General features: G+C 38.9%; 17 protein-coding genes. All 17 read left to right on the top strand.

Annotated features, from left to right (window positions below):
• Window positions 1-47: 47 nt before the first annotated feature.
• The 17 genes from tuf (at window position 48) to rpsQ (ending at window position 12,821) form a co-directional block, all read left to right on the top strand.
• Window positions 48-1,235 (top strand): elongation factor Tu, encoded by a 1,188-nt coding sequence (gene tuf / locus FH508_RS22970; protein ID WP_173479253.1) that lies wholly within the window; start codon window positions 48-50, stop codon window positions 1,233-1,235.
• A gap of 101 nt (window positions 1,236-1,336) precedes the next feature.
• A complete protein-coding gene (locus tag FH508_RS22965; RefSeq protein ID WP_173479276.1) occupies window positions 1,337-2,020 on the top strand; it encodes a response regulator transcription factor in 684 nt (227 codons plus the stop codon).
• On the top strand, window positions 2,021-3,043 hold the full coding sequence (locus FH508_RS22960) for a sensor histidine kinase (protein WP_228134201.1): 1,023 nt from the start codon (window positions 2,021-2,023) through the stop codon (window positions 3,041-3,043). It begins immediately after the preceding gene.
• A gap of 96 nt (window positions 3,044-3,139) precedes the next feature.
• Window positions 3,140-3,901: an ABC transporter ATP-binding protein gene (locus FH508_RS22955; protein WP_173479254.1), complete on the top strand. Its 762-nt coding sequence runs from the start codon at window positions 3,140-3,142 to the stop codon at window positions 3,899-3,901.
• Complete coding sequence (locus FH508_RS22950; protein WP_173479255.1) at window positions 3,891-5,870, top strand: FtsX-like permease family protein; 1,980 nt, start codon at window positions 3,891-3,893, stop codon at window positions 5,868-5,870. Before FH508_RS22955 ends, FH508_RS22950 begins: the two co-directional genes overlap by 11 nt.
• 199 nt (window positions 5,871-6,069) lie before the next feature.
• Complete coding sequence (locus FH508_RS22945) at window positions 6,070-7,386, top strand: Na+/H+ antiporter family protein (RefSeq protein WP_139859735.1); 1,317 nt, start codon at window positions 6,070-6,072, stop codon at window positions 7,384-7,386.
• A gap of 367 nt (window positions 7,387-7,753) precedes the next feature.
• The gene (gene rpsJ, locus FH508_RS22940) at window positions 7,754-8,062 is read left to right on the top strand and encodes a 30S ribosomal protein S10 (RefSeq protein WP_004233624.1); all 309 of its coding nucleotides are present in this window, start codon (window positions 7,754-7,756) and stop codon (window positions 8,060-8,062) included.
• A gap of 46 nt (window positions 8,063-8,108) precedes the next feature.
• Entirely contained in the window at window positions 8,109-8,738 is a 630-nt protein-coding gene (gene rplC, locus FH508_RS22935; RefSeq protein WP_139859733.1) for a 50S ribosomal protein L3, read from the top strand.
• Between the two features lie 26 nt (window positions 8,739-8,764).
• On the top strand, window positions 8,765-9,388 hold the full coding sequence (gene rplD, locus FH508_RS22930) for a 50S ribosomal protein L4 (RefSeq protein WP_139859731.1): 624 nt from the start codon (window positions 8,765-8,767) through the stop codon (window positions 9,386-9,388).
• On the top strand, window positions 9,388-9,672 hold the full coding sequence (gene rplW / locus FH508_RS22925; protein WP_036205532.1) for a 50S ribosomal protein L23: 285 nt from the start codon (window positions 9,388-9,390) through the stop codon (window positions 9,670-9,672). Before rplD ends, rplW begins: the two co-directional genes overlap by 1 nt.
• Window positions 9,673-9,719: 47 nt before the next feature.
• A complete protein-coding gene (rplB, locus tag FH508_RS22920; protein ID WP_173479256.1) occupies window positions 9,720-10,550 on the top strand; it encodes a 50S ribosomal protein L2 in 831 nt (276 codons plus the stop codon).
• Between the two features lie 60 nt (window positions 10,551-10,610).
• Window positions 10,611-10,889, top strand: coding sequence for a 30S ribosomal protein S19 (gene rpsS, locus FH508_RS22915; protein WP_004233637.1), 279 nt, complete (start codon window positions 10,611-10,613; stop codon window positions 10,887-10,889).
• Window positions 10,890-10,911: 22 nt separating this feature from the next.
• On the top strand, window positions 10,912-11,256 hold the full coding sequence (gene rplV / locus FH508_RS22910; RefSeq protein ID WP_004233639.1) for a 50S ribosomal protein L22: 345 nt from the start codon (window positions 10,912-10,914) through the stop codon (window positions 11,254-11,256).
• Between the two features lie 3 nt (window positions 11,257-11,259).
• Entirely contained in the window at window positions 11,260-11,913 is a 654-nt protein-coding gene (gene rpsC, locus FH508_RS22905) for a 30S ribosomal protein S3 (RefSeq protein ID WP_069514333.1), read from the top strand.
• Between the two features lies 1 nt (window position 11,914).
• Window positions 11,915-12,349, top strand: a complete 435-nt coding sequence (gene rplP / locus FH508_RS22900) for a 50S ribosomal protein L16 (protein ID WP_010860599.1) — start codon at window positions 11,915-11,917, stop codon at window positions 12,347-12,349.
• Window positions 12,339-12,539: a 50S ribosomal protein L29 gene (rpmC, locus tag FH508_RS22895; protein WP_004233646.1), complete on the top strand. Its 201-nt coding sequence runs from the start codon at window positions 12,339-12,341 to the stop codon at window positions 12,537-12,539. Before rplP ends, rpmC begins: the two co-directional genes overlap by 11 nt.
• A gap of 18 nt (window positions 12,540-12,557) precedes the next feature.
• Window positions 12,558-12,821 carry a 30S ribosomal protein S17 gene (gene rpsQ, locus FH508_RS22890; RefSeq protein WP_008181723.1) on the top strand — a complete coding sequence of 88 codons (264 nt, stop codon included), beginning with the start codon at window positions 12,558-12,560 and terminating at the stop codon, window positions 12,819-12,821.
• The last annotated feature ends 39 nt before the right edge of the window (window positions 12,822-12,860 follow it).

The raw sequence follows: 12,860 nt of genomic DNA, 5'->3' as shown, positions 1-12,860 counted from the left end.
TATAAATTTTTAAAATAAAACATACAATTTCGAGGAGGCAATCTCTAATGGCTAAAGAAAAATTTGACCGTTCAAAAACGCATGCTAACATTGGTACAATCGGACACGTTGACCATGGTAAAACAACTTTAACTGCTGCAATCGCTACAGTTCTTTCTAAAAAAATGGGTGGTACAGCTAAATCTTACGCTGATATCGATAACGCACCAGAAGAAAAAGAACGTGGTATCACAATCAACACTTCTCACGTAGAATATGAAACAGAAACTCGTCACTATGCACACGTTGACTGCCCAGGACACGCTGACTATGTTAAAAACATGATCACTGGTGCTGCACAAATGGACGGCGGTATCTTAGTAGTATCTGCTGCTGATGGCCCAATGCCACAAACTCGTGAACACATCCTTTTATCTCGTCAAGTAGGTGTTCCATACTTAGTAGTATTCATGAACAAATGTGATATGGTTGATGACGAAGAATTATTAGAATTAGTAGAAATGGAAATCCGTGACCTACTATCTGAATATGACTTCCCAGGCGACGATATTCCTGTAATCAAAGGTTCTGCTCTTAAAGCTCTTGAAGGCGAAGCAGAATGGGAAGAAAAAATCGTTGAATTAATGGACGCTGTAGATTCTTACATCCCAACTCCAGAACGTCAAACTGACAAACCATTCATGATGCCAGTAGAGGACGTATTCTCTATCACTGGTCGTGGTACAGTTGCAACTGGCCGTGTTGAACGTGGTCAAGTTAAAGTTGGTGACGTAGTTGAAATCGTAGGTATCGCTGAAGAAGCTAAATCTACAACTGTAACTGGCGTTGAAATGTTCCGTAAATTATTAGACTACGCTGAAGCTGGTGACAACATCGGTGCTTTACTTCGTGGTGTAGCTCGTGAAGATATCCAACGTGGTCAAGTATTAGCTAAACCAGGCTCAATCACTCCACACACAAACTTCAAAGCTGAAGTTTACGTTTTATCTAAAGAAGAGGGTGGCCGTCATACTCCATTCTTCTCTAACTACCGTCCTCAGTTCTACTTCCGTACAACTGACGTAACAGGTATCTGTAACTTACCAGAAGGCGTTGAAATGGTAATGCCTGGTGATAACATCGAAATGACAGTAGAACTTATCGCTCCAATCGCTCTTGAAGAAGGTACTAAATTCTCTATCCGTGAGGGTGGCCGTACTGTAGGCGCTGGCGTAGTAGCTACTATCCAAAAATAATTTTTAGCATATGCTAATTTTAAAACCAATCTGTAGGGACGCTTACAGATTGGTTTTTTATGTTAAAATAAAAATGCGAAAGGAGTGACTGCAATATGGAAATGAAGGTTTTATTGATAGAAGATGATCCATCAATTTTTGCGATGATACAAGAGCGTTTTACGCAATGGTCTTTACAAGTAGTAGGACCGAATGATTTTCAAAAGGTGATGGATGATTTTATAGAAGAGAAGCCTCAACTTGTATTAATTGATATACAGCTACCAGCATATGACGGCTTTCATTGGTGTCGTGAAATAAGACATATTTCGAAAGTACCCATTCTCTTTCTATCCTCACGAGATCATCCGATGGATATGGTGATGGCTATGCAAATGGGTGCAGATGATTTTATTCAAAAGCCTTTCCATATGGAAGTGTTAATTGCAAAAGTACAAGCCATTTTACGTCGTACTTATGACTATGTTGAAGAAGCAATGGATGTTACTCGTTTTAATGGGGCTGTTCTTGATTATGCACGGGGTGAAATTATGTTTAAGGGCGAGCTCGTTTCCTTAACTAAAAATGAATTATTTATTTTACGAATTTTATTGGAAAAGGCCAATCAAATTGTATCGAGAGAAGACTTAATGAGGAAGTTATGGGACGATGAGCGTTTTGTCAATGACAATACATTATCGGTAAATGTTAATCGTTTACGTACAAAGCTAGAGGATATAGGTTTACAGGAAGTCATTGTGACAAAAAAGGGGCTTGGTTATATAGCCGTAACGCAGGGGTCATAAATGAAAATGCTATTATTGTTTTTAAGAGAACGGCTTGCCTGGATTGGGTTTTTCGTTTTTCTTATCATTATACTTAACATATTATTTTCTTTAGATGTAGGGTTAGTTGGTGTCTCTATTTGGTACGTCAATATTATCATGCTCGTTACTTTTTCATTATTTTTAATATGGCGTTATATAAGAGAAGTTGGCCAGTTGAAAGATTTCCTGGGAAATGTGGATAGTCGACTTGATGACCCGCATACTAAAAGTTTAGCTTTATCACCGTTTCAAAAAAAGTATTATAAAAAAATTGAAGATGTCTTTGATGACAAGGATACTGAATTAAATAATGCGAAGGTGCAGCTACAGGAGTATGCCGATGAGCTTCTTGCTTGGGTACATGAGGTGAAGGCGCCCCTAACAACGATTAATTTAATGTTAGACCATATTGAAGATTTAACTTTGCGTAGAAAATTAGAGAAGGAGTGGCTCAGGCTCCATCTATTGGTTGATCAGCAATTACATCAAACACGTCTGGCTTCTATAGAAAATGATAATTATTTAACAGAAATCGAGCTACGAACAGTTGTTTTTAAAGAAATCCGAGCAATGCAGGCTTGGTGTTTAGAGAAAGATATAGGTTTTGATATAGGAGAATTAACTGAAAACGTCATGACAGATAGTAAATGGATTGCATTCATTGTTAGACAACTCCTATCCAACGCCATAAAATACAGCCCTGTAAAATCCGAGATTTTTATTTTTACAGAAATTGATTCGTCGGGGGCAACATTGCTACATATTAAGGATGCAGGCATGGGTATTCGTGCAGAGGACCTACCTCGAATTTTTCAGAAATCCTATACAGGTACGGCTGGAAGAGAATCTGCACAATCAACGGGGATGGGCTTGTATTTAGCACAAAATATCGCGCAAAAAATCGGCGTCCGTATTAGCGTACATTCAGTTGTAGGGGAAGGCTCAGTATTTACGTTACGATTTCCATTACAAAATGAATATGTCAAACTAACAGGTAGATGACGAAATTGTCACCTACCTTTTTATATTGTCATGTAAAACGAACGAAAAGAATAAGCAGACGGGGTACACTTGGAGTATAGAAAGGGGAGTTAACCTGTGGCAGTTTTAATTGGACGTAAAGTAAAAAAAGTATATGGTAAAAAGTCAACGGCGCAAGAAGTGCTGAAAGGTATAGATTTAGAAGTAAATGAAGGTGAATTTGTTGGTATTATGGGTCCCTCGGGCTCAGGCAAGACGACACTATTAAATGTTTTATGTTCGATTGACTTTGCAACGGAAGGTGTCATTGAAATAAATGGCCAAAGTTTAAGAGGAATGAAGGAAAAGGCGTTAGCTAATTTCCGTCGTGAACAGCTCGGTTTCATATTCCAAGACTATAATTTATTGGACACATTAACAGTTAAAGAAAATATTTTATTACCATTAGCTATTGGTAAGCTACCAAAAGCTGTTGCAGAAAGCCGCGTAAAGGAGCTAACTTATCTACTCGGTATTGCAGATATTTTAAATAAATATCCGAATGAAATATCAGGAGGTCAGAAGCAAAGAACGTCGGCTGCTCGTGCGTTAATTACAAATCCGTCGATGGTATTTGCAGATGAGCCTACTGGTGCACTCGATTCAAAATCAGCAACAGCATTGCTGAAAAACTTACAAAGCATTAATGAAACGAAAAAGGCGACGATTATGATGGTTACGCATGATGCGGTAGCTGCAAGTTTCTGTACACGTGTTTTGTTTTTAAAAGATGGACTTATTTACAGTGAGTTGTATAAAGGTGATAAGACAAGACAGGCGTTTTTCCAAGAAATCATGCATACGCAAAGTGTGCTAGGCGGTGACGGTTATGAGTCTTAGTAAGCTTGTGTTCCGAAGCATGAAGAAAAATATGAAGCATTATTATTTATACTTTTTCGCACTTATTTTCAGTGTGACGCTCTATTTTTCCTTTGTGACATTACAGCACAATGGCGAAGTGTTCAATACAGTCCAGAAGAGTGGTACTGCATCAGCAGGATTTAAAGCTGCAACGTATATTTTGTACTTTATTATTTTATTTTTCGTTTTGTATGCTAACCATTTATTTATGAAGCGTCGCAGTAAAGAAATCGGGCTTTATCAGCTAATTGGAATGACGAAAGGTCTGATTGTGCGATTATTGGCGTTAGAAAGTATTTTATTATTTGTTGGAGCTGTCGTTGTAGGTATGCTAGTAGGTTTCTTTAGCTCTCGCCTAATCGCAATGATTTTATTGCGTTTACTTGAAAAAGAATCACTTGTGACGATGACCTTTAGTACACAGGCATTACAGCAATCGATTATCGTTTTCGCTATTTTACTAGTAGTTGTCTTGATTCAAATGACGTGGATGATCCACCGTGTATCGCTACTATCATTATTTAGCGCTGCTAAACAAGCCGATGAGCGTGTGAAACGATTCAATCCATTACAAATGATTATCGGATTTTTAGGGTTAGTGTTTATTGCATATGGCTACTATGCATCAACAAAGCTATTTGATATTAATAATGCAGGCAATTTATTTGTAAATATGATTATAATTTTAGCTACTACAATTGGTGGAACGTTCTTAGTTTTTCGTTTCTCCGTAGCGTTTATATTAAATACCATTCGTTTAAAGAAAAATGGACACTTGTCTGTCCACGATGTATTAGCGTTAACACCAATTATGCATCGCATGAAAAGTAATGCTAAATCATTGACACTCATTACTGTTTTAACAGGTGTATCTCTTGGGATTACAACACTAGCATATATTTCGTATTATTCTTCAGAAGCTTCTGCTTATAGCCAAGTACCTGGAGATTATATTTTGCATGAAAATCAAGGCCAGGCATTTTTAAATAAGCTAGAGGACAATCATATCGCTTATGATAAGGTTGAATATCGTTTACAAGGCGTTACAGCATCAATCGCCCAATTAATGGCGGATGAACAACAAGATAGCCCTTTTTATAATATGGAAGGAACGATTTATACAATTCCCCTTTCTGATTATCAAAAAAAATCACCGAATGCTTCAATTTCGGGTAATGACGTGATTTTAACTAATTACGGTGGCTATATGGCCGAGATGTTTCCTTTAGAAAAGGACCGTGATTTAGTAGTGTCTGCAGGTGACCTTAAAGAAACAGTGCATGTCAAAGCTATTCACGAGGAAAGTATTATTGGTGGGACAATAACGGCTGGAGGCGGAGGACCCATTTTTGTAGTATCTGACGCATTGTTTGATAAGTTGTCTACTCAGGCTAAGCTTTTCCCTTGGCATAAACAAACTTCTATTATGCTGCAGTCAAAGACTGACCTTGATCTAGCTGAAAGATTGTATAAAGAATCGGGCGCCAATGTTATTTCTATTGTAGATACTGATGGCAATTCTCAAAGCTATATAATTGATTCCTTTGAGGCTGAGCGTAAGGGAAATATAGAGTCACTTGGCTTAACAATTTTTACAACAGCATTTTTAGGTTTAGCATTTTTAATGACAACTGGTAGCATCCTATACTTTAAACAAATGTCTGAAGCAGAAGAGGAACGGGGAGCTTATACCATTTTACGAAAAATTGGCTTTTCTGAACGTGATATTATGAAGGGAATCTTTATGAAACAAGCATTTAATTTTGGTGTTCCATTATTAATCGGGCTACTTCATAGTTACTTCGCGGTGAAATCAGGATGGTTTTTATTTGGTACAGAGTTAACAACACCCTTATGGATTGCGATGAGCTGTTATATAGCGTTATATGCAATATTTGCGGTACTGTCAGTTGGTTATTATAAAAAAGTAATTAGAGAGTCTCTGTAGACATTTAAATAGGTAGAAACTCCAAAAAACAGTGTGGTCTGATAAAGATCATGCTGTTTTTTTGCTCATGGAACGAGAAAGGAGAGATTTCATACTTTTCGGCCTTTTTGTTATGAAGAAAGAACTGCTTGACTTTCGTTTGTCTGAATATTAAAGTTTAACATATTAACAATCTAGTGTGTGAAAGTGAAGTGTCTTTATGAATGCGGTAATTGTGGCAGTAGCTGTCATGTTAATATTGAGTTTGCTTCGAATCAATGTAGTTCTTTCACTTGTGTTAGGAGCCTTTGCAGGAGGCTTAGCAAGCGGCATGGGTATTCAAGCAACAGTCGAGTCATTTACAGAAGGATTAGGTGCAGGTGCCACGATCGCGCTAAGCTATGGATTACTTGGTGGTTTTGCGATAGCCATCTCGAAAACGGGAATACCTGAGTTGATGATTTCAGGTATATTAAATATGTTAAATAAAAATGGCTCTAGTAATAGGAAGGGCTTAGTAAAAGTACTCATTTTTCTTCTTATTTTTATGATGGCGATTTTCTCTCAAAATTTAATCCCAATTCATATAGCGTTTATTCCATTACTAATACCACCTATTTTAAAGGTTTTAAATATGCTGGAAGTAGATCGAAGAATTATCGCAACATTAATTGCGGTTGGTTTGATTGGTACTTATAGCTTCGTACCAGCTGGCTTCGGAGCGATTTTTCAAGAGATTGTGTCAACGCAAGTTACGAATGCTGGCATGGTGGCAAAGGCAAGTGATGTTCCAGCAGCAATGGCCATACCTATCTTAGGCATGTTGGTTGGATTAGCTATAGCGTTCTTTGTTTATCGTAAACCACGGAAATATCAGAATAATGATGTGGAAACAACAACTTTAAATGTGAAGGTAAGCAAATCGGTTATTATTTCAACTGTGATTGCGTTAATTGTTTCTTTATATGCACAAATCAGTACGGATTCTATGATTGTCGGCGCTTTTGCAGGAATAATGATTATGTATTTCACAGGCGCCCTTAAATGGAAAGAGGCAGATGAGATATTATCTGAGGGAATGAAAATGATGGCGTTCATTGGCTTTGTAATGATTGCAGCAAATGGGTTTGCATCAGTTATCAATGCAACAGGTGATGTAGAGAGCTTAATTACAAGCTCACTAGCGCTTCTTCAAGGCAATAAAAGCCTAGCGGTATTCCTAATGCTAGTAATCGGGTTAATAGTAACAATGGGAATCGGCTCTTCATTTGCTACTGTGCCGATTATTGCGACCTTATTTGTTCCTTTAGCTCAAGGGCTAGGGATGAGCCCTTTAGCGATTCTGTGTTTAATAGGTACAGCAGGCGCATTAGGCGACGCAGGATCACCTGCATCAGATTCAACGTTAGGTCCAACAGCTGGCTTAAATGTTGATGGACAGCATAATCATATTTGGGATACATGTGTACCGACGTTTATCTTTATAAACATACCACTTGTTATATTTGGTTGGATTGCTTGTGTATTCTTTCTATAATGCTTGAAAGCAGTTTCTAAACTTTAGAGACTGCTTTTTATCCTTTATAGATATACACTCATTATTAGAAATGTCCGAAAACGTTGATGGTATTAGGTTATCTGTTGCAAAATCATTAGAAATTATATATACTAGTAAACGGCTTAAATAAGCGAGAAATATTAGTAGTAAAGAAAATCTACAACATTTAAAAGAATTTAGCGAAAAGACTTGCTTATTCTTTTTTTATTGTATATAATGTTGAATGTTGGTCTTTGACTGCGATGAAACGAGAGGTTGCCGACACACCCGGCCGCTTTGCCATGGCGGTGCGTTGGAGAATTTTCGTGGAGAATGTCTAGAAAATAGGCGAGAAGGAGGGAAAATAATGGCAAAACAAAAGATTCGTATTCGTTTAAAAGCGTATGATCACCGTATTTTAGATCAGTCTGCTGAGAAAATTGTGGAGACTGCAAAACGTTCAGGTGCAAGTGTATCAGGTCCGATTCCACTTCCAACTGAGAAGTCTGTGTACACAATTCTACGTGCTGTTCACAAGTACAAAGACTCTCGTGAACAATTCGAGATGCGTACGCATAAACGTCTGATCGATATCGTTAACCCAACACCACAAACTGTTGATGCGTTAATGAAACTTGATTTACCATCTGGCGTTGATATTGAAATCAAACTTTAATGGTAAAAACAATATAACTTTTTAAAACTTACAGGAGGTGTGACAAATGGCTAAAGGAATCTTAGGTAGAAAAATTGGTATGACACAAGTTTTCGCTGAAAACGGCGATTTAATCCCGGTAACAGTTATCGAAGCTACTCCAAACGTAGTTCTTCAAAAGAAAACTGTTGAAACAGACGGCTACGAAGCGATTCAAGTTGGTTTCGAAGATAAGCGCGTTAAGCTTTCTAACAAACCAGAACAAGGTCACGTAGCAAAAGCGAATACTGCTCCTAAGCGCTTCATTCGTGAATTCCGCAACGTGAACGTTGAAGAATACGAAGTTGGTCAAGAAGTCAAAGTAGAAATTTTCGCAGAAGGCGATGTAATTGATGTAACAGGAGTTACTAAAGGTAAAGGTTTCCAAGGTGTTATTAAACGCCACGGTCAATCTCGTGGTCCTATGGCCCACGGTTCTCGTTATCACCGTCGTCCTGGTTCAATGGGTCCAGTTGCTCCGAACCGCGTATTCAAACAAAAGAAATTACCTGGTCAAATGGGTGGCACAGTAGTTACAATCCAAAACTTAGAAATCGTTAAAGTTGATGCGGACCGTAACCTACTACTTGTTAAAGGTAATGTTCCTGGTTCTAAAAAAGCTCTAGTTACAGTTAAAACTGCAATTAAAGCTAACTAATCACTTCAAGAAAGGAGGAAACAGGAATGACAAAAGTATCTGTACTTAGTCAAACAGGTGCTTCAGTTGGTGAAATCGAGTTAAACGAAGCGATCTTCGGAATCGAGCCAAATGAAGCAGTATTATTCGACGCAGTAGTTGCACAACGCGCTTCTCTACGTCAAGGTAATCATAAGGTTAAAAACCGTTCTGAAGTTGCTGGTGGTGGTCGTAAGCCATGGCGTCAAAAAGGAACTGGTCGTGCTCGTCAAGGTTCTATCCGTTCTCCACAATGGCGCGGCGGTGGTATCGTATTCGGTCCAACTCCACGTAGCTATTCTTATAAATTACCTAAAAAAGTTCGTCGTTTAGCTCTTAAATCTGCTTTATCAGCTAAAGTAGTAGAACAAAACTTCTTAGTTCTTGATGCTCTTACACTAGCAGCACCAAAAACAAAAGAATTCACAAAAATTCTTAAAGATCTTTCTTTAGAGAAAAAATCTTTATTCGTAACTGCTGACCTTGATGAAAACGTAGCTTTATCAGCTCGTAACATCCCTGGTGTAACAGTTTTAACTGCAAACGGAATCAACGTTCTTGATCTATTAGGTCACGAAAAAGTTGTATTCACTAAGTCTGCAGTAGAAAAAGTTGAGGAGGTGCTTGGATAATGGAAGCACGTGATATTTTAAAACGTCCGGTCATTACTGAGCGTTCTTCAGAACTTATGGCAGAGAAAAAGTATACTTTCGAAGTAGACACTCGCGCTAACAAAACTCAAGTAAAAGACGCTGTAGAAGAAATCTTTGGCGTAAACGTTGAGAAAGTAAACGTTCTTAACTACAAAGGTAAATTCAAACGCGTTGGCCGTTACGGTGGTTATACTAACAAACGTCGTAAAGCGATTGTTAAACTAACTGCGGACAGCAAAGACATCGAATTATTCGAAATGTAATCCTTTATGGATTTATGATTTGAACAATCAAGAAGGAGGGAAACACAATGGCGATTAAAAAGTATAAACCTACCTCTAATGGTCGTCGTAATATGACGTCTTTAGACTTTGCGGAAATTACAACAAACAAGCCTGAGAAATCATTGCTTGAACCAACTAAACGCAAAGCTGGTCGTAACAACCAAGGTAAAATCACTGTTCGTCATCATGGTGGTGGTCATAAGAAGCAATATCGTGTCATCGATTTCAAGCGTATTAAAGATGGCATTCCAGCGAAAGTTGCTACTATTGAATATGATCCAAACCGTTCTGCGAATATCGCATTAATCAATTACGCTGATGGAGCAAAAGCTTACATCTTAGCACCAAAAGGTCTAGAGGTTGGTCAAACAATCGTATCTGGTCCAGATGCTGATATTAAAGTAGGTAACACATTACCATTAGCAAACATTCCAATGGGTACAACAATCCATAACATCGAGTTAAAACCTGGTAAAGGTGGACAATTAGTACGTTCTGCTGGTACTTCTGCGCAAGTACTTGGTCGTGAAGACAAATACGTAATCGTTCGTCTACAATCTGGTGAAGTACGTTTAGTTCTTGCTACTTGCCGCGCTACAATCGGTCAAGTTGGTAACGAACAACACGAACTTGTACACATCGGTAAAGCAGGTCGTAGCCGTTGGTTAGGTAAACGCCCAACAGTTCGTGGTTCTGTAATGAACCCTAACGATCACCCACACGGTGGTGGTGAAGGACGTTCTCCAATCGGACGTAAATCACCAATGACTCCTTGGGGTAAACCAGCACTTGGTTACAAAACTCGTAACAAGAAAAACAAATCGGATAAATTCATCATCCGTAGTCGTAAAAAATAAAGTGGTTAAACTACGGTTCTATGTGAGAGCCGTGGTGGAATCACAGAGGGAGGTTCCTACATGGGTCGCAGTTTGAAAAAAGGACCTTTTGTTGACGACCACTTAATGAAAAAAGTGGAAGCACAAGAGGCTTCTGAGAAGAAACAAGTTATCAAAACTTGGTCTCGCCGTTCTACAATCTTCCCGAACTTCATCGGACTAACAATTGCTGTATATGATGGACGTAAACATGTTCCTGTATACGTAACAGAAGATATGGTAGGCCACAAACTTGGTGAATTCGCACCGACTCGTACTTATAAAGGTCACGGTGCAGACGACAAGAAAACAAGACGCTAATTTTGAGAGGAGGTAATTCCTAATGACACAAGCTAAAGCTATCGCTCGCACAGTACGTATCGCTCCTCGTAAAGTTCGTCTAGTTGTAGACTTAATCCGAGGTAAGCAAGTAGGTGAGGCAGTTGCAATTTTACGTCATACTCCAAAAGCGGCGTCTCCAGTCGTTGAGAAAGTATTAAAATCTGCAGTTGCTAATGCTGAGCACAACTACGATCTAGACATCAACTCTTTAGTTGTTTCTGAAGTATTCGTTGATGAAGGTCCAACATTAAAACGTTTCCGTCCACGTGCACAAGGACGTGCAAGCGCAATTAACAAACGCACAAGCCACATCACTTTAGTGGTATCTGAGAAGAAGGAGGGTTAATCCGTGGGTCAAAAAGTACATCCAATAGGACTGCGCGTTGGTATTATTCGTGACTGGGAGTCAAAATGGTACGCTGAAAAAGACTATGCAACTCTACTTCACGAAGACATCAAAGTGCGTAAATATATTGAAACGGCTCTTAAAGACGCTTCTGTTTCTAAAGTTGAAATCGAACGTGCTGCAAACCGTGTAAACATTACAATTCACACTGCTAAACCAGGGATGGTAATCGGTAAAGGTGGTACGGAAGTTGAAAACCTTCGTAAATACCTTGGCGAACTAACTGGTAAACGTGTACACATCAACATTATCGAAATTAAACGTGCTGATCTTGACGCTCGTCTAGTAGCTGAAAACATCGCTCGTCAATTAGAAAACCGTGTTTCATTCCGTCGTGCGCAAAAGCAAGCAATCCAACGCACAATGCGTGCTGGTGCAAAAGGAATTAAAACACAAGTATCTGGTCGTTTAGGTGGCGCTGATATCGCGCGTGCTGAACATTATAGTGAAGGAACTGTTCCACTTCATACTCTACGTGCTGACATTGATTATGCACACGCAGAAGCTGACACTACTTACGGTAAATTAGGCGTTAAAGTATGGATCTACCGTGGTGAAGTTCTTCCTACGAAGAAATCTGTGGAAGGAGGCAAATAATATGTTATTGCCTAAACGCGTAAAATACCGTCGTGAACACCGTGGCAACATGCGTGGCGAAGCGAAAGGCGGCAAAGAAGTATCTTTCGGCGAATGGGGCTTACAAGCTCAAACTGCTAGCTGGATTACTAACCGTCAAATCGAATCTGCACGTATCGCGATGACTCGTTACATGAAACGTGGCGGTAAAGTTTGGATTAAAATCTTCCCGCACAAACCTTACACGAAAAAACCTCTAGAAGTCCGCATGGGTTCTGGTAAAGGTTCTCCTGAAGGTTGGGTAGCAGTTGTTAAACCAGGAAAAGTTATGTTCGAAATCGCTGGTGTATCTGAAGAGATTGCACGTGAAGCACTTCGTTTAGCATCACATAAGCTTCCTGTAAAATGTAAGATCGTAAAACGTCAAGAAACTGGTGGTGAATCTAATGAAAGCTAATGAAATCCGTGACCTTGCCACTTCTGAAATTGAATTAAAAGTGAAATCACTGAAAGAAGAGCTTTTCAACCTTCGCTTCCAATTGGCGACTGGTCAATTAGAAAACACAGCTCGTATTCGTGAAGTGCGTAAAGCAATCGCGCGTATGAAAACTGTTATTCGTGAAAGAGAAATCAGTGCAAATAACTGATAAAGGAGGTTTTCAAGTATGACTGAGCGTAATCAACGCAAAGTTTACACGGGCCGCGTTGTTTCAGATAAAATGGACAAAACTGTTACTGTTTTAGTTGAAACTCACAAAAAGCACAAGCTTTATGGTAAACGTGTAAAGTACTCTAAAAAGTTTAAAGCTCATGATGAGCAAAACCAAGCGAAAATCGGTGATATCGTACGTATCATGGAAACTCGCCCGCTATCAGCTACTAAACGTTTCCGTCTAGTTGAAGTTGTAGAAAAAGCGGTTATTATTTAATAACTATTTCGGAACAACCAATTTCCGAAGGGAGGTAAC

It is taken from the genome of Lysinibacillus sp. CD3-6 (assembly GCF_006351725.2).
Classification (GTDB): domain Bacteria; phylum Bacillota; class Bacilli; order Bacillales_A; family Planococcaceae; genus Lysinibacillus.
Note: the sequence above shows the minus strand (reverse complement) of the source record. Positions and strands in the feature narration are given on the sequence as shown.